At 63.4% G+C, this 16,373-nt stretch carries 18 protein-coding genes; 11 read left to right on the top strand and 7 right to left on the bottom strand.

The features are described 5' to 3' along the window. Positions 1 to 103 precede the first annotated feature (103 nt). Together PG900_RS11450 and PG900_RS11445 are read left to right on the top strand one after the other, a co-directional pair. Positions 104 to 1,075, top strand: a complete 972-nt coding sequence (locus PG900_RS11450) for a TAXI family TRAP transporter solute-binding subunit (RefSeq protein ID WP_016349123.1) — start codon at positions 104 to 106, stop codon at positions 1,073 to 1,075. 102 nt (positions 1,076 to 1,177) lie between these two features. Further along, complete coding sequence (locus PG900_RS11445) at positions 1,178 to 3,730, top strand: TRAP transporter permease (protein WP_242796616.1); 2,553 nt, start codon at positions 1,178 to 1,180, stop codon at positions 3,728 to 3,730. A gap of 58 nt (positions 3,731 to 3,788) precedes the next feature. On the opposite strand, the gene PG900_RS11440 is transcribed toward PG900_RS11445, so the two are convergent. Both PG900_RS11440 and PG900_RS11435 read right to left on the bottom strand, forming a co-directional pair. Next, the gene (locus PG900_RS11440; RefSeq protein WP_270801687.1) at positions 3,789 to 3,911 is read right to left on the bottom strand and encodes a hypothetical protein; all 123 of its coding nucleotides are present in this window, start codon (positions 3,909 to 3,911) and stop codon (positions 3,789 to 3,791) included. Between the two features lie 9 nt (positions 3,912 to 3,920). Beyond that, entirely contained in the window at positions 3,921 to 4,061 is a 141-nt protein-coding gene (locus PG900_RS11435; protein WP_016349126.1) for a hypothetical protein, read from the bottom strand. A gap of 188 nt (positions 4,062 to 4,249) precedes the next feature. On the opposite strand from PG900_RS11435, the gene PG900_RS11430 reads away from it, so the two are divergent. Next, positions 4,250 to 4,876, top strand: a complete 627-nt coding sequence (locus PG900_RS11430; protein ID WP_011704333.1) for a lysoplasmalogenase — start codon at positions 4,250 to 4,252, stop codon at positions 4,874 to 4,876. Between the two features lie 90 nt (positions 4,877 to 4,966). On the opposite strand, the gene PG900_RS11425 is transcribed toward PG900_RS11430, so the two are convergent. Both PG900_RS11425 and PG900_RS11420 read right to left on the bottom strand, forming a co-directional pair. Then, positions 4,967 to 6,520: a DHA2 family efflux MFS transporter permease subunit gene (locus PG900_RS11425; RefSeq protein ID WP_011704334.1), complete on the bottom strand. Its 1,554-nt coding sequence runs from the start codon at positions 6,518 to 6,520 to the stop codon at positions 4,967 to 4,969. Beyond that, the gene (locus PG900_RS11420; RefSeq protein WP_187268606.1) at positions 6,520 to 7,572 is read right to left on the bottom strand and encodes an HlyD family secretion protein; all 1,053 of its coding nucleotides are present in this window, start codon (positions 7,570 to 7,572) and stop codon (positions 6,520 to 6,522) included. The genes PG900_RS11425 and PG900_RS11420 overlap by 1 nt, the downstream gene beginning before the upstream one ends. Positions 7,573 to 7,668: 96 nt before the next feature. On the opposite strand from PG900_RS11420, the gene PG900_RS11415 reads away from it, so the two are divergent. After that, the gene (locus PG900_RS11415; RefSeq protein WP_124252184.1) at positions 7,669 to 8,571 is read left to right on the top strand and encodes a LysR family transcriptional regulator; all 903 of its coding nucleotides are present in this window, start codon (positions 7,669 to 7,671) and stop codon (positions 8,569 to 8,571) included. A gap of 56 nt (positions 8,572 to 8,627) precedes the next feature. Further along, on the top strand, positions 8,628 to 8,942 hold the full coding sequence (locus tag PG900_RS11410) for a putative signal transducing protein (protein WP_011704337.1): 315 nt from the start codon (positions 8,628 to 8,630) through the stop codon (positions 8,940 to 8,942). Between the two features lie 14 nt (positions 8,943 to 8,956). Here PG900_RS11410 and PG900_RS11405 read toward each other — a convergent pair whose 3' ends face one another. After that, entirely contained in the window at positions 8,957 to 10,240 is a 1,284-nt protein-coding gene (locus tag PG900_RS11405) for a dicarboxylate/amino acid:cation symporter (RefSeq protein WP_026080178.1), read from the bottom strand. 208 nt (positions 10,241 to 10,448) lie between these two features. Between PG900_RS11405 and PG900_RS11400 the strand changes: the two genes are divergently transcribed. Both PG900_RS11400 and PG900_RS11395 read left to right on the top strand, forming a co-directional pair. After that, positions 10,449 to 10,694 carry a YecH family metal-binding protein gene (locus tag PG900_RS11400; RefSeq protein ID WP_016349130.1) on the top strand — a complete coding sequence of 82 codons (246 nt, stop codon included), beginning with the start codon at positions 10,449 to 10,451 and terminating at the stop codon, positions 10,692 to 10,694. Between the two features lie 103 nt (positions 10,695 to 10,797). Then, positions 10,798 to 11,397, top strand: a complete 600-nt coding sequence (locus tag PG900_RS11395; RefSeq protein WP_010635400.1) for a YhgN family NAAT transporter — start codon at positions 10,798 to 10,800, stop codon at positions 11,395 to 11,397. Between the two features lie 104 nt (positions 11,398 to 11,501). Here PG900_RS11395 and PG900_RS11390 read toward each other — a convergent pair whose 3' ends face one another. After that, positions 11,502 to 12,470: a LysR substrate-binding domain-containing protein gene (locus PG900_RS11390; protein WP_011704340.1), complete on the bottom strand. Its 969-nt coding sequence runs from the start codon at positions 12,468 to 12,470 to the stop codon at positions 11,502 to 11,504. Positions 12,471 to 12,744: 274 nt separating this feature from the next. On the opposite strand from PG900_RS11390, the gene tatA reads away from it, so the two are divergent. The 3 genes from tatA to PG900_RS11375 all read left to right on the top strand — a co-directional run bounded on the left by tatA (position 12,745) and on the right by PG900_RS11375 (position 14,873). Then, on the top strand, positions 12,745 to 12,906 hold the full coding sequence (tatA, locus tag PG900_RS11385) for a twin-arginine translocase TatA/TatE family subunit (RefSeq protein ID WP_005308036.1): 162 nt from the start codon (positions 12,745 to 12,747) through the stop codon (positions 12,904 to 12,906). Between the two features lie 14 nt (positions 12,907 to 12,920). Next, entirely contained in the window at positions 12,921 to 13,223 is a 303-nt protein-coding gene (locus PG900_RS11380) for a DUF406 family protein (protein ID WP_011704341.1), read from the top strand. 225 nt (positions 13,224 to 13,448) lie between these two features. Beyond that, positions 13,449 to 14,873: a lytic transglycosylase F gene (locus PG900_RS11375; protein ID WP_039212845.1), complete on the top strand. Its 1,425-nt coding sequence runs from the start codon at positions 13,449 to 13,451 to the stop codon at positions 14,871 to 14,873. A 7-nt stretch (positions 14,874 to 14,880) separates the two neighbouring features. Here the strand turns inward: PG900_RS11375 and PG900_RS11370 are convergent, their stop codons facing one another. After that, on the bottom strand, positions 14,881 to 15,027 hold the full coding sequence (locus PG900_RS11370) for a hypothetical protein (protein WP_162847499.1): 147 nt from the start codon (positions 15,025 to 15,027) through the stop codon (positions 14,881 to 14,883). 77 nt (positions 15,028 to 15,104) lie between these two features. Here PG900_RS11370 and PG900_RS11365 point away from each other — a divergent pair, with 77 nt between their 5' ends. Further along, the gene (locus tag PG900_RS11365; protein WP_270801645.1) at positions 15,105 to 16,358 is read left to right on the top strand and encodes a phospholipase D family protein; all 1,254 of its coding nucleotides are present in this window, start codon (positions 15,105 to 15,107) and stop codon (positions 16,356 to 16,358) included. Positions 16,359 to 16,373: the final 15 nt, after the last annotated feature.

Genomic DNA, 16,373 nt, shown 5'->3' with positions numbered 1-16,373 from the left:
TCCTCATATCGAGGTCATGGGCAACCGCCGACGCAGAACGGTGGTTTGTCCGGCATTCGCCCGTGGAACGGGCGAGCTGAATCAATCAAAAAGGATGAACAACATGAAAGGATTATCCCTGGCGTGTGCCCTGTCGGCTGTCCTGGCCGGCGTCTCGTTTGGTGGCCCGGTGCAGGCGCAGGAGCGCTTCGTGACCATAGGCACCGGCGGTCAGACCGGTGTCTACTACGTGGCGGGCCAGTCCATCTGCCGCTTCCTCAATCGCGGCGCCGCCGATCACCAGATCAAGTGCAACGCCCCGGCCAGCGGTGGCGGGGTGGCCAACGTCAACGGCATCCGCAGCGGTGAATTCAACTTCGGCATCATGCAGTCCGACCATCAGTACAAGGCGATGAAGGGGCTGCCGCCGTTCCAGGCCGAGGGGGCCATGGACGACATGCGCGCCGTCTTCTCCCTGCAGAGCGAGGTGTTCACCATCCTGGCCCGCAAGGACGCCAAGATCGCCGGCTTCGACGATCTCAAGGGCAAGCGGGTCAACATCGGCAACCCTGGTTCCGGTCAGCGCGATACCTTCGAAGAGATCATGGCGGTGAAGGGCTGGAAGAAGGGTGATTTCGGCCTGGTCTCCGAGCTCAAGCCGGCCGAGCAGGCCTCAGCACTCGGCGACAACAACATCGACGCCATGAGCTACTTCGTCGGCCATCCGAACGGCGCCATCCAGGAAGCCTCCACCACCACCGACGCGGTGCTGGTCCCGGTCACCGGTGCCGACATCGACAAGCTGCTGGCCGAGAAGAGCTACTACAGCAAGGCCGAGATCCCGGGCGGCATCTACAAGGGCAGCGACCAGCCGACCCCGTCCATCGGCGGCAAGGCGGTACTCTCCACCAGTGCCAAGGCCGATCCGGAAGTGGTCTATCAACTGGTGAAGTCGGTGTTCGACAACCTGGATCGTTTCAAGCGCCTGCACCCGGCCTTCGCCGACCTGAAAGAGGCCGACATGATCAAGGTGGGTCTCTCCGCCCCGCTGCATGAAGGGGCTGCCCGCTACTACAAAGAGCGCGGCTGGCTCTGATAGCGGGCCCAAGGGCCGCTGTCACTCTCTTCGACACCCGCCTGCCGCAGCCCGTGGCAGCGGGTGTCGTGTCGTTGTACTCGTTGGCACAAGTTAACCCCTATGCAAGATAAACAACTCTCTACCGAGGAACTGATCGCACAGGATGTGGGGGCGCGTCTGCCGCTCGGCATCATGGGTGGGTGCATCACCACCCTGGCGCTCGCCTGGTCGCTGTTCCAGCTCTGGATCGCCTCGCCGCTGCCCTTCATGCTGGGCTTCGGCGTACTCAATGACACCGAGACCCGTGCCATTCACCTCACCTTCGCCCTGCTGCTGGCCTATCTGGTGTTCCCGGCCTTTCGCCGCTCGCCGCGCGACCGGGTGCCGCTCGGCGATCTGGCGCTCGGGCTGGTGGCCGCCGGCGCCGCTTCCTATCTGTTCGTGATGTACGAGGCGCTGGCCCAGCGGCCGGGCAACCTCACCACCGCCGATCTGGTGACTGCCTGCATCGGCATCCCGCTGCTGCTGGAGGCCGCCCGCCGCGCCTTGGGGCCGGCCCTGGCGGTGATCGCCCTGGTATTTCTCGCCTACAGCCTGGCGGGGCCCTGGATGCCGGGCCTGCTGGCCCACCGCGGGGTGAGCTTCACCGCGCTGGCCAACCACCAGTGGATCACTACTGAGGGGGTGTTCGGCATCGCCCTCGGCGTTTCCACCAGCTTCGTGTTCCTGTTCGTGCTGTTCGGTGCCCTGCTGGAGCGGGCCGGTGCCGGCCACTACTTCATCCAGCTCGCCTTCAGCCTGCTCGGCCACCTGCGCGGTGGCCCGGCCAAGGCGGCGGTGGTGGCCTCCGGCCTGACCGGCCTCATCTCCGGCTCCTCCATCGCCAACGTAGTGACCACCGGTACCTTTACCATTCCTATGATGAAGAAGGTGGGGTTCAGCTCGGAGAAGGCGGGGGCGGTGGAAGTGGCCTCCTCGGTTAACGGCCAGATCATGCCGCCGGTGATGGGGGCTGCGGCCTTTCTGATGGTGGAGTACGTGGGCATTCCCTACGTCGAGATCATCAAGCACGCCTTCCTGCCGGCGACCATCTCCTACATAGCGCTGCTCTACATCGTCCATCTGGAGGCGCTCAAGCTCGGCATGCAGCCCATCGGCGACCATCAGCCCAAGCCCTGGCTGCGCCGGTTGACCGGCTTTGCCTTTGGCGCCGCCCTGATCAGCGGGCTGTCGATGGCGGTCTACTACGGCCTGGGCTGGCTCAAGCCGGCGCTGGGCGACTATGCCCTGCCCGGTATCGCCCTGCTGCTGGCTGCCACCTATCTGGGGCTGCTGAAGATTGCCGCCAGCAATGAGCCGCTGGCGGCGGAGGATCCGGACAAGCCGCTGACCGAGCTGCCCAACACCCGTACCGTGCTGCTCTCCGGCCTGCACTTCCTGCTGCCGGTGGTGGTGCTGGTGTGGTGCCTGATGGTGGAACGGCTCTCGCCCGGGCTGTCGGCCTTCTGGGGCACCGTGATGCTGGTGATCATACTGCTGACCCAGCGCCCGCTGCTTAACTGGCTGCGCAGCGATGGCCGTCACGATTACGGCTCCCTGCAGGACGGCTTGATCGATCTGCGAGAGGGGCTGGTGGCCGGTGCCCGCAACATGATCGGCATCGGCATCGCCACTGCCACGGCGGGGATCATCGTCGGTGCTGTCTCCCAGACCGGGGTTGGTCTGGTGCTGGCGGATCTGGTGGAGATGCTCTCCATGGGCAACCTGCTGCTGATGCTGCTGCTGACCGCCTTGCTGAGCCTCATCCTCGGCATGGGGCTGCCCACCACCGCCAACTACATAGTGGTCTCGAGCCTGCTGGCGCCGGTGGTGGTGACGCTCGGGCAGCAGAACGGGCTGATCGTGCCGCTCATCGCGGTGCATCTGTTCGTGTTCTACTTCGGCATCATGGCCGATGTGACGCCGCCGGTGGGGCTCGCCTCGTTCGCGGCGGCGGCCGTCTCCAAGGGTGATCCCATCAAGACCGGCATCACCGCCTTCTACTACAGCCTGCGGACCGCGGCGCTGCCGTTCCTGTTCATCTTCAACACCGACCTGCTGCTGATCGACGTGGACTTTGCCCACGGGGTGCTGATCTTCATGGTGGCCACCGTTGCCATGCTGATCTTCGCCGCCGCCACCCAGGGTCATTTCCTGGTGAAGAGTCGCTGGTACGAGAGCGTGCTGCTGTTGCTGGTGGCCTTCACCCTGTTCCGCCCCGGTTTCTGGATGGACATGGTGCACGATCCCTATCGCGAGACGCCGCCGGCCCAGCTGGCCCAGACCCTGGGCGAAGTGGAGGCGGAGAGCACCCTGCGGCTGCGGATCCAGGGTGAGGATGCGGTGGGCAAGCTGCGTCAGTCGACCGTGCTGCTGGCGGTGCCGGCAGGGGAGGATGGGGAAGCCCGCCTCGCCAGCCTGGGGCTCGCGCTCTATGAGCAGGATGGCAAGACCCTGATCGACAGCGTCACCTTCGGCAGCCCGGCGGCGGCAGCCGGCATGGAGTTTGACCAGGAGATCCTGATGGTCAAGGCGCCTACCGAGCGCTGGCGCAAGGAGCTGATGTGGCTGCCCGGCTTCCTGCTGTTTGCGCTGATCGTCTGGCTGCAACGGCGCCGGGTGGTGCGAGCATAACCAGGGTCAATAAAAACGGCGCCATCATGGCGCCGTTTTCATGCTCCCCGCTGGGGGCTTATTCTTGCGGATCCTGCTCCTGCAGCAGGTTCAGGGTCTGTTGTTCCACCTGGCTCAGGCCAAGCTGCTCACAGGCTTGCTCGAAGCTGATGCCAAGGCGGCACATCATGATATCCATCACCGGGAGGGATTATTCCTGCGGATCCTGCTCCTGCAGCAGGCTCAGGGTCTGTTGTTCCACCTGGCTCAGGCCCAGCTGTTCACAGGCTTGCTCGAAGCTGATGCCAAGGTGGCACATCATGATATCGATAGCGGGCAGATAGTTTTTCATTGCGTCTTCCATGGTGATCCTCCGGACCCGTCCCTTATGCCCGAACAGGGTGGGCGGGACAATTAGACTTTAGGCGTAGACTGCTCGTTTGCTGAGCGCCCCTGCCACTGGGCGGGGGAATTTGTTACTCTGCTTGTCAGCAAGAAGATGTTGCCGTATGACTGCGAGCAACACGTGAGGAGCAGGGCATGTTATTGAGTTTCTTGATCATCGCATCGGGCTGGTGGCACATTCGTGCGGCCTATGGCTCAGACTCCCGTCAGTTCTACATCAGCAAGCCGTTGACCATGCTGCTCATCATAGCGCTGGCCTTCGGCTATCAGAGCTATGACCACGACGGTTCCCACGCCTGGATCCTGCTCGGTCTCTGCCTGTCGCTGGCCGGCGACGTGCTGCTGATGTTGCCGAGCGACCGCTTCATCCAGGGGTTGGCGGCGTTTTTTGTCGCGCACCTCTGCTACATCGTCGGCTTCGCCCAGGGGCCGCTGGTGCTGAATCTGGTGGATGGTCTGCTGTTGCTGCTGGTGGCCGGCATGGTGTTCGGCCTGCTGTGGGGCAAGCTCGGGGAGATGAAGGTGCCCGTGTTCTGCTACATGCTAGTGATCATCGGCATGGCCTGGGTCGCCGCCGGTGCCTGGCATGCCTCCCTCACCGCCGGCAGTGCCGCCGCCCTGGTGGGGGCGCTGATGTTCCTCTTCTCCGACAGCATGCTGGCGCTGGACCGCTTCCGCCGTCCCTTCCCCCATGCCACCGCCTGGGTGATGACCAGCTACTTCGCCGCCCAGTTTCTGATTGCCGCCTCGCTGGCGGGGTGATTGCGTCGGAGTTGTCCCCTCGCCAAGGGGCGTGTGCAGACAAGAAAACGGGCCCTCAGGCCCGTTTTGCTATTCCATTTTCATCGTTTTTCACGCCTCTAGCGGTTCGGCATCGGCTGCCCTGGGGGCGGGCTGCTTGAGCAGCAACATCAGGCCGCTGGCGAGCAGCAGGAAGATGCCCATCACGAAGAACACCTGGTTGTAGGCCATGATGGCCGCCTCCCGGCTGATGGTGTTCGACAGCATGGCCTGGGCCTGCTGGCGAGCCAGTTCGGGGCCGGAGCCCTGCGCCATCATGGTCTGGGCCAGCTGCAGCAGGTAGCTCTGCCCCTCTATGCTGCTGGCGGCCAGGGTGCTGCTGATCTGGCTGACGTGGATGCGGGTGTCGTTGTCGATCAGGGTGGCGATGATGGCGATGCCGAAGGCGCCGCCCAGGTTGCGCAGCACGTTGAGCAGGGTCGAGGAGGAGGGGATCTCGTCGTGGGTCAGGCTGGCAGTCGCCACCAGGGAGAGCGGTACCATGATGAAGGGCTGGCCCAGCGCCCGCACGATGAGCGACTGGATCAGCTGAGGCCCGGCGTAATCCGCGCTCATGTTCATGTTCATGAAGCAGCTGACGGCGAACACCAGAAAGCCGAAGCTCACCAGATAGCGCGGATCTATCTTGTGGGTCAGTCTGGGCACCAGCGGCAGCACCAACAACTGCGGCAGCCCCATCCACATCAGCACCTCACCGATTTCCAGCGCGTTGTAGTTGTGGATCTGGGTCATGTAGAGCGGCAGCACATAGATGGAACCCATCAGCGCCATGCCGAGCACCAGATAGGCGAAGCAGGCCAGCGCGAAGCGCGGGTTGTGCAGCAGCCGCAGGTTGACCAGCGGATGGCGCCGCAGCAGCTGGCTGATGACGAAAAACACCAGCGCCACCACCGAGATGACGGTGAGCCGCACGATGAAGCTGGAGCCGAACCAGTCCTCCCGGTTGCCCTCTTCCAGCACCACCTCCAACAGGCCCAGTCCCACCGCCATGGTGACGATGCCGATGAGATCCACCCGCTTGATCACCTCCCAGTCCACCGGCTTCTTGTCCAGCCCATGGGCCAGCATGGCCATCACCAACAGTCCCGGCGGCACGTTCATGTAGAAGATGTAGTGCCAGGACATCTGCTCGGTCAGCCAGCCGCCCAGGGTCGGCCCGATGGCGGGGGCGAAGGTGGCGCACAGGCCGAACAACGCCATGCCGGTGGCCCGCTTGTGCAGCGGCAGCAGACTGACGATGAGGGAGAAGGCCATCGGGATCAGCGCCCCGCCGGTGAAGCCCTGCAGCGCCCGAAAGACGATCATGCTGGTGAGGTTCCAGCTGAATGAGCAGAGCACGGAGGCGACGATGAAGGCGCCGGTGGTCCACAGCAGGTAGCGCCGCACGCTCAACCCCCGGCTCAGCCAGCCGCTCAGCGGGATGGCGATCATCTCCGCCACCAGATAGGAGGTGGAGATCCAGGAGCTTTCGCTCAAGGTGGCCGACAGGGCCCCCTGAATGTCCTTCAGGGAGGCGTTGGTGATCTGGATGTCGAGGATGGCCATGAAGGCGCCGATGAGGCCCCCCATGACCGCGATCCAGTTGCGACGCGGGATGGGTTCCATCAGTGGGCCGCAACCACGGGATCAGGGCTGCGGGTGTCGACAATCACCTCGGTGGAGAGGCCCGGCAACAGCTTGCCCGCCAGCGGCCCCGGCTCCGGGATGCGGATCTTGACCGGTACCCGTTGCACGATCTTGGTGAAGTTGCCGGTGGCGTTCTCCGGCGGCAGCAGGGCGAACTTGGCGCCGGTGGCGGGGGCCAGGCTGTCGATGATCCCCTCGACCGGCTGATCCGGATAGGCATCCAGGATCACTTCCACCTTCTGGCCGGGCTGCATGTGGAGCAGCTGGGTCTCCTTGAAGTTGGCTTCGACCCACACCTGCTGCAGCGGCACCAGACTGGCCACCTGCATGCCGGACTGGACGTAGAGCCCCGCCCGCAGACTGCGCTTGCCGATGATGCCGTCAGCTGGTGCCCGCAGTTCGGTATAGGCCAGCTCCAGCTTGGCCTGTTCCAGCTGGGCGGCGCTCAATGCCAGCTTGGCCTGGTTCTGCTTGGCCTCGGCATCCAGCACCAGCAGCCGCTCGCGGGCGGCCTGCAGAGCCGCTTTGGCCTCCTGCTCCAGGGCCTGATTGACCTGCAGACCGGCCCGTACTTCGTCCAGGCTGTCCTGGGAGCTGTAGTGCCGCTGGTTGAGCTGGCTGACGCGGCGTACCTGTTGCTGGGCCCGCACCTGTTCGGCATTGGCCGAGCTGACCTTGGCTTCAGCCTGGCGAATGAGGCTCAGCTGCTGGGTGCGGGTAGCGGCGAGATTTTCCGCCGTTGCCTGATTGAGGCGCAGGTCAGCTTCGGCCTCGGCCACCTTGGTTTTGTACTCCCGGTCGTCGAGGCGGGCGATGAGCTGGCCGGCCTTCACCGGCTGGTTGTCGGTCACCAGTACTTCGCTGATGTAGCCGGACAGCTTGGAACCGATGCCGGTGACCTCGCTCTGCAGGTAGGCGTTGTCGGTGCTCTCGAAGTAGCGGCCGTGCAGATACCAGTAACCGGCAAACAGCAGGCCGAGCAGGGCCAGGATCATGGCTGCCAGCAGGGGGATCTTCTTGTGTTGACTCATGTGGGGGATTCCTGAACTTAAGAGAGGCAGGCTAACACTGGCCAACTGTTTCGATTAGTATCCATTTATGAGATATACAGTTTCACTGGTGCAACAATGGATCTGAACGCTGCATTGATTCTAGTGCGGATCGTCGACAAGGGTTCCTTCACGGCGGCCGCTCAGGAGCTGGGCATGACCAAGGCGACGGTGAGCCGGCGCATCGCCGAGCTGGAACAGCGCCTCGGCGTGCGGCTGCTCTACCGTTCGACCCGCCAGCTCACCCTGACCGAGGCCGGCGAGCAGTACTATCTGCGCTGCAGCAAGGCGGTGGACGAGCTGGCCCAGGCCGAGCTGATGGTGAGCGCCAGCCAGCAGGAGGTGACCGGCACCCTCAAGCTGGCGGTACCCATCGAGGCGGGGCAGCTGGTGGTGGGCAGGCTGGTGGCGGAGTTTTTGCAAGCCTATCCCGGCCTGCAGGTGGAGCTGGAGCTGACCAATCGCATCGTGGATCCCATCAATGAGGGGCTGGATGCGATCGTGCGGATCGGCGACATGAGCGATTCGAACCTGGCGGCGCGGCGGCTGTGGAGCAACGCCCGCCTGATCTGTGCCAGTCCGGCGTACCTGGCGCGCAGCCCCGCCATCACCCATCCCGAGGATCTGGTGCATCATGAGCGGGTGGCGGTCACCAGCGGCTTTCTGGCGTCGCACTGGTGCTTTGAGCGGGATGACAGGGAGGTGCTGGTTGACCCTCCCTCCCGCTTTCGGGTTAATAATATAACCTGTGCCAGAGAGGCGGCGAAGGCCGGGCTGGGGCTCGCCTCCCTGCCCGCCATGCTCTGTCACGAGGAGCTGGCGAGCGGGAGCCTGGTGTCCGTGCTGCCCGAGTGGCAGCAGCCCAGGGTACCGATTTACCTGCTGTTTCCGGAGCGGCGACTGATGCCGCGAAAATTGCGGGTGTTCATCGACTTCATCGTGGCCAAGGGGGCTGACTACGGCATCGATACTCTGCTGTAGCCGGTCAGAGGCGGTGCCGTGGTCACGGCATCGTGAGTGGATCTGAGGGGGAAGACATGGATCACTGGATCAATCTGTATCGGGCTTCCCATTCGCTGGAGGCCCATGCCCTGAAAGGGGCGCTGGAAGTGGAGGGGGTGCCGGTGCGGCTCAATGGCGAGGCGCTGTCGGGCGCCCTGGGCGAACTGCCGGTGGACCTGCTGCAGGTGACCCTGATGGTGCGCGAACAGGATCGCAGCAAGGCAGGGCGGGTCATCGAGCGCTATCAGCAGCGCCAGGGCAACGGCTGGCTGTGTGGTCAATGCGGGGAGGAGAACGGCGCCAACTTCGATGTCTGCTGGCGCTGCCACCACGATCCCCACGAAAATTAATCGCTCGCCCTGCCTCAGCGCAGGGTGAAGTCGATGTCCTCGCCTGCGCTGGCGTCGTGATAGGTCGCCAGATCCAGCTCCCGCTCGCTGCGGGCAATCAACACGGATACCAGAATATCGCCGGAGACGTTGACCGTGGTGCGCGCCATGTCGAGGATCCGGTCGATCCCGGCGATCAGTGCCACCCCTTCCAGCGGCAGTCCCACCGCGGTCAGCGTCAGCGTCAGCAGCATCAGGCCGGTGCCTGGCGTACCCGCCGTACCGATGCTGGCCAGGGTCGCGATGCTGATGATGGTCAGGTAATCCACCATGTGCAGATCCACCCCGAAGGCCTGGGCCACGAACAGGGCCGTTACCCCCTGATAGAGCGCGGTGCCGTCCATGTTGATGGTGGCGCCGATGGGCAGCACCTTGGCGGTGATGGCAGGAGAGACCCCGAGCCGGCGCTCGGCGCAGGCCAGGCTGATGGGCAGGGTGCTGTTGCTGGAGCTGCTGGTGAAGGCCACCGCCTGGGCGTCGACGATGCTCTTGAAGTAGTGCAGAGGATTGAGGCGGGCCAGCAAGATCAGCAGGCTACTGTAGACGCCGAGCACGTGCAGCAGACAGCCGAGGTAGACGGCGCCGATCACCTTGAGCAGCGGCAGCAGCAGGCTCATGCCGTACTTGCCGGTCATCCAGGCCATCAGGGCGCAGACGCCGTAAGGGGCCAGTGCCATCACCATCTGGGTCAGCTTGAACATCCCCTCCGCCAGCGAGGTGAAGAACAGGATGGCGGGGCGGCCGCGCCGACCGGTGGCGTTGAGGGCGAGGGCGAGTGCCACCGCGAACACGATCACCTGCAGGATCTTGCCGTCCACCATGGCCTGTACCGGGTTGCGCGGCACCAGGTGGCTCAGCACGCTGGCCAGGGTGGGGGATTCCGCCATGCCGACCCGCTCATAGGGCCCCATGTTGGCGCCCATGCCGGGCTCCAGCAACCAGCCCATCATCAGGCCGATGCAGATGGCGACCGCGGTGGAGCAGAGGTAGAGGCCGATGGCCTTGCCGGCGATCCGATCGAGGGTCTTGCCCTTGAGCAGCGAGGTGAGGCCGGCGATGACCGAGCAGAAGATGAGGGGCACCATCAGCATCTGGATGGTGTTGACGAACAGCACGCCGATGGGCTTGAGCAGCAACGCCTGCTCGCTGAAACCGGCGCCGAGCCCGATCCCCGTCAGCATGCCGAGCAGGGTCTTCAACCAGAGCGGGCGGCGGGTCCAGATCCGCCAGGGCTTGAAAGCCAGTCCATGGAACAGCATGACGCCAATGTCCTTATATTCGGTCTGCGGTGGCAAAAAGGGGCGTTAGTGTAGCCATCCCCTGCTCAGGTTGCCACATTATCGACAAAGCCGCGGCCATCACCAGTACGGACGCAGGGAAATCGGCAATTTGTTGGCCTATATCAAGGTCGTCGGCAGTGGGGCAGGATTTAATAGGCATCAAATATGTCCATTCAAGAGGTTTGCAATGACTCAATCGGTACACGGTCACGAAGTGATGGAGATGATGCTGGCGCAAGGCGGTCAGTTTACCCGGGCCAGCCTCAAGCAGGCCATCGACGAGCGCTTCGGCGCCGAGGCCCGTTTCCACACCTGCAGCGCCAGCGAGATGGATGCCGAGGCGCTGATCGACTTCCTGGCCAAGCGCGGCAAATTCATCGAATCGGAGCAGGGTTTCCAGACTCACGCCGACAAGATCTGCAACCACGGTTGATCCCCGCCGGCGAGCGCCCGCCGCGCTCGCCGAATCCCGCCGCCTTTGTTATATTTCGCCCTCTTTCCCCCTCCTTTTGTTGAAGGCTTAGCCTGGGCGTTGTATGGACACTTTCTCCGCTGCCGTCATGTTGTTTCTGATCATGGATCCGCTGGGCAACCTGCCGGTCTTCCTGTCGATCCTGCGTCATATCGATCCCAAGCGGCGGCGCAAGGTGATGATGCGGGAGCTGCTGTTTTCACTGGTGATCATGATGGCCTTCCTGTTCGTCGGCCAGCAGATCCTCAATTTCCTCAACCTGCGGCAGGAGGCGGTTAGCATCGCCGGCGGCATCATCCTGTTCCTTATCGCCATCAAGATGATCTTCCCGAGTGAAGGCGGAGTAACCGGGCTGGCTGCGGGTGAGGAGCCCTTCCTGGTGCCTATGGCCATCCCCATGATTGCCGGTCCCTCGATCCTGGCGTCCTTGCTGCTGCTGGCCAACCAGGAGCCGACCCGGATGGCGGACTGGTCGCTGGCGTTGTTGATGGCCTGGGGCGCCAGCGCGGTGATCCTGATGTTCTACGAGGTATTCAACAAGCTGCTGGGTGAGCGAGGACTCACCGCGGTGGAGCGTCTGATGGGCATGCTGCTGGTGATGATCTCGGTGCAGATGCTGCTCGACGGGGTGCACCACTACCTGGCGGTAACCGGTCAGAACTGATCGGCCGACAGGCCAACAGAAAAGACACGGGGCTCGACGAGCCCCGTTTTTTTGCCTGAGATCCGGCGTGGTGACCGTCAGGGTCTTTCGGCCCGGTACTGATATCAGGACGGTTCGGCCGCAGTGGGCTCCAGCTTGCCCATGATGAGGGTCAGCAGGGTTTCCCGCAGCCAGCGGTGGCCCGGATCCTCCTCGTGACGCTGATGCCAGATCAGCAGGTGGGAGATGCTGTCGAGGGCGATGGGCAGCGGCAGCGGTACCAGCGGATAGACCTGGGTGGCGTGACGGGCGTAGAGCCGGGAGAGGGTCACTATCATGTCCGAGTGCATGCCCATCCGCAGCGCCGCCTCGAAGGAGGGCACGGTCGCCTCGATGCGACGATAGAGATCCTGCTCCGCCAGCTTGTGATCCAGCATCCAGCGATCGCGCCCTTCGCAATAGGTCTGCACGTGGGGATAGGCCAGGTAGCGGGTGAGATCCCACTCGGGTTCGTGCAGCGCGGGGTGGTCGTGCTGCACCAGGCAGGTCAGATCGTCGATGGCGAGCAGCCGCTGGCAGATGGCGTTGGGCAGGGTGTCGAGCCGAAAGTCCGAGTTGATGCAGTTCTCCCGCACCGTGAAGGCAATGTCCACCTGGCCCTGGCTCATCTCGGTCAGGCTGTTCTCGGTCCACTCCTCGTAGCGCAGCCGGATGCCGGGGGCCTGTCGTTTCAGCTCGCTCAGGTAGAGCGGGGCGAACAGGGTGAAGGCGCTGTCCATGCTGGCGATGACGAACTCCCGCTCGGTGGTGGTCGGGTCAAAATCCGGTGGCTGGATCAGGTTGTCGAGCGACAGCAGGATGGGCTGCAGTTGCTGCTGCAGGCTGAGAGCGCGGGCGGTGGGTTCCAGCCCGTAGGCCGAGCGCACGAACAGGGGGTCGTCGAAGGTTTCCCGCAGCCGGCCGAGCGCCTTGCTGACGGCAGATTGGCTCAGGTGCAGCCGACGGGCCGCCCGGCTGCCGTTTCGCTCTTCCAGCAATACTTGCAGGATAATCAATAGATTGAGGTCGATACGCCCCAACTGTTCCAGCAACATGATATGAATCCTCTTCAATTCTTAGATGAATTTATACCATTTGTTTTCATATCTAGGCGAATTTATGCTCGAAACGTCTCTCGCCTTCGATGGCGGCTGGTACAGGATGTAGTGGTTGAGGGGACAAGTAGCATCAAGCAATACGGCGACCCTGGGTCGCCGTATTTTTTTGAGTGATTTATTTGCAAACTTGCACCTGTCTTGATTTTGCCCAACAATCTTTGCGCCTTCTTTTGATACAAACAATCGGTATCTATCAGTCAGGAGTATCCCTATGGGACTCGGTGGAATTCATATCTGGCATTTGTTGATCCTGCTCGTCGTCGTGGTCGTGGTGTTTGGCAGCAAACGCCTGGCTGGCGCCGGGGAAGATCTGGGCACCGCCATCAGGGATTTTCGCAAAGCCTTGCGTGACGATGAATCACAGCCGAAATAAGTGGGAGTTGAATGATGTCCGTAGAAGAGAAAGTGGAATTGAACGAGACCTGTGACAGCTGCGGCTGTTTCGCCGAAATTGGTACCATCATCGGCGAAGGTGACGATGTGATGGAGCTGGTGATCGAGGCCGCTGCAGAAGCCGACGCTCGCGCCAAGCTGGCCGCCTACGAGGCGCTGGCCAAGCAGGTCACTGCCGAAGCAACAAGCAGCAGCGAACTGAGTCAGGGCGCCAACGGCGTGATCCTGAAAGCCCGCCTGCAATTCACCTGCACCGCCGAAAAACTCATTTTCGAGATGCGTGCCCGCTCTATCTGAGCCTGCTGATGACACGGCAGGCTTGCCTGCCGTGTTGACCCTTCTGCTGTGGGTCCGCGTTCTATAGTTAGTTATCCCACAGACGGTTTTGCCCGACGCGAGTCGGCCAACAGAAGGCGATCTCATCATGGTTCAGCGCTGGCTCTTCGCCATTTTCCCCACCTTTGTTCGCCACCCGTTTGACGGGATCCCGCTCGCTGCGAAGCAACCGCAGGCGCTTGCATCATGAGGCTGCGCTGGTGCTGGGGTCTGCTCGCTCTGTGTGCGCTGCCGCTGCTGGCGGCGGATCTCAAGCCGCAACGGCTGCCCCAGCCCGGGGATCTCGCCAGCATATTGCAAAAGAAAGAGCTCAGGGCCCTGGTGGTCTATGAGCGGGGCTTCTTCTTCTTCGACAAGGGGGCCCAACACGGCATCCTGGTCAACCAGCTGCAGGGGTTCGAGCGCTGGCTGAATCAGACCTACCTGGCCAAGGAGAAGATCAAACTCAAGATCATCTACATCCCGGTGCGCCAGGACAAGCTGCTGGACTACCTCACCGAGGGGCGGGGGGATCTGGTGGCCGCCAACATGACGGTGACGCCGACCCGGCGCGAACAGGTGACCTTCTCCAACCCGGTGATCGCCCCCATCGAAGAGTGGGTGGTGAGCCAGCACAGCCTGCCGACCTTCAACCGCATTACCCAGCTCTCCGGCCGGCGGGTCTGGGTGCGGGCCAGCTCCAGCTATTACGAGAGCCTGCGCCAGCTCAACTGGCTGTTTCGTGAGCTGGGGCTGCCGCCCATCTATATCGAGACGGTGCCTGAATATCTGCAGGACGGGGATCTGCTGGAGATGGTGGCGGCCGGCATCATACCGCTCACCGTGACCGACAGCTTCAAGGGGCGGATCTGGCTCGGCATGATCAGCGGGCTGCGAGCCCACAAGCTGATCCCGCTGCGAGACAACGGCCGCAGCGCCTGGGCCCTGCGCAACAACAGTCCCGAACTGCTCAAGGCGGTCAACGACTATCTGGCCGATGCCGGCAAGCGCACCCTTTACAGCGACATGGCTCTGCGCCGTCTGCTGGCGCGCAACGACCAGATGAGCAACATACTGGCACCGGATCCGCTGGGCAGGCTGTCGACCATCCGTAAGGTGCTGGAGCAGCAGGCCGACAAGTACCGGCTGGACTGGCTGATGCTGGCAGCGCTGGCCTACAAGGAGTCTGGCCTCAATGCCAATATCCGTTCCGAACGGGGGGCGGTGGGGATCATGCAGCTGTTGCCGAGCACCGGCGGCGAGGTGGGCATTCGCGGTGCCCGGCTTGCCAGTCTGGAGGGCAATGTGGAGGCGGCCTGCCGTTATATGCGGTTGATCCTCGACACCTATTTCAATGATCCCAAGCTGGATGTGCTCAACCGCCACCTGTTTGCGCTGGCGGCCTACAATGCCGGTCCGAACCGGGTGCAGGCGCTCAGGGCCAAGGCCGAGGCCGCCGGGCTGGATCCCAATGTCTGGTTCGGCAACGTGGAGCAGCTGGTGGCCAATGAGGTGGGCCAGGGGCCCATCAACTATGTGAGCACCATCTACAAGTACTATGTGGCCTACCGCTTCAGCCTGCCCCAGCTGGAGGGCAAGGCGGCCGCCATCGAGGCGGTAGCCCAGCCCTGACGTCCTGCTAGTGCGGTTGGGCGGGCGGGGCGAAGGGCTGCCAGGCCTGATCCCTGTGCTGCAGATACCAGGGGGCCAGCTGGCCGCTTGGCGAGGGATCCGGCTCACTGGCCTGCGGTCTGTGACTGATGGCGGGGCGATCCGTGAGTTCCATGGTAAATTCCTTCATCCTGTTGCTACGAGGCCCTTAGCCAGCGTTATGCCATTTCCTCATGACAGGCGGATGACGCCATGATCCCCGCTGAATTCGCCCTGATAGACCAGCCCGAGCTGGCACTCAAGTTGCGCTGCCAGCTGATCCGCGGCGCCAGAAGCCGGATCCAGGCCCAGTACTACAGCTGGGAGGAGGACAGCAGCGGCAAGCTGTTGCTGGCGGAGCTGCTGCATGCCGCCCGGCGCGGAGTGCGGGTGCAGCTGCTCATCGATGACCTCTATGCCGGCGACAACCGTTTCCTGGAGATGGTGGCCCATCAGCCGGGTATCGAGGTGCGCCTGTTCAATCCCTTCTGGTTGCGTGGCTGGCGGCCACTGACCCTGCTGCTGGAAGGGCTGCTCAGCTTTCGCCGCATCAATCACCGCATGCACAACAAGCTGTTGCTGGTGGATGGCAGCCAGGCGGTGATCGGCGGTCGCAACATCGGGGACCGTTACTTCGGGCTCGGTGGGGCGCCCCAGTTCGTCGATCTGGATCTCGCCTGTCGCGGCCTGCTCTGCCAGCAGGCCGAGCAGGGTTTCGATCAATTCTGGCGCAGCCGCTGGAGCCACCCGATCCGCCGTCTGCTGCGGCGCCCGTTGCAGCGGGCCGAGGTGCAGGTGGTGAACGACTTTCTGCTGACGATGAATGAGCCGCAGGTGGCGGCCGTCTACGACCTGCCCGCCAGCCTGTTCGATCCCGAACCCGTCCCCCTGCCCTGGCATGCCGGAGAGGCAGAAGTGTGGTTTGATCGACCCGGCAAGGGGCTGGTGTCTCGACCCACCACCGCACGCCTGCTCTGGCGCAAGCTGGCCGACAACCAAGGCACGCTGAGTCTGGTCACCCCTTATCTCATCCTGACCCGGGGGCTGCGCCGCCGGCTCAGGCAGCAGCGGCAGGCGGGGGTGAACATTGACATTCTGACCAACTCCCTGGCCAGCACGGATGTGCCGCTGGTGTACGGCGCCTATCGCCGTCACCGTCCCTGGCTGATACGGCAGGGTATCGCGCTGTCGGAGCTGGAGGGGGAGTCGCTCAGTCTGCACGCCAAGCTGATCCTGGTGGGGGAGGAGGAGGCGCTGCTCGGCAGCTTCAATCTGGATCCGCGCTCTCTGCTGCTCAACACCGAGCTGGTGCTGCATCTGGCCTGTCCCGCGTTGTGTGCCGAGTTGCAGCAGTGGCTGGCGACCTGGCAGCAGCGCTCTTCCCACTCGGTGGCGGCCCCGCCCTCCACCCTGCGCCGCCTGCTGGCCAGGGTCAGTGACTGGTTACCGCTGCAGCGCTGGTTGTGAGCGGGGCGAGCGTGT

Origin of the sequence: Aeromonas sp. QDB03 (assembly GCF_027707985.1) — a bacterium.
In the GTDB taxonomy this organism is placed as follows: domain Bacteria; phylum Pseudomonadota; class Gammaproteobacteria; order Enterobacterales; family Aeromonadaceae; genus Aeromonas; species Aeromonas hydrophila.
This window is presented reverse-complemented; position numbering and strand designations above follow the sequence as displayed.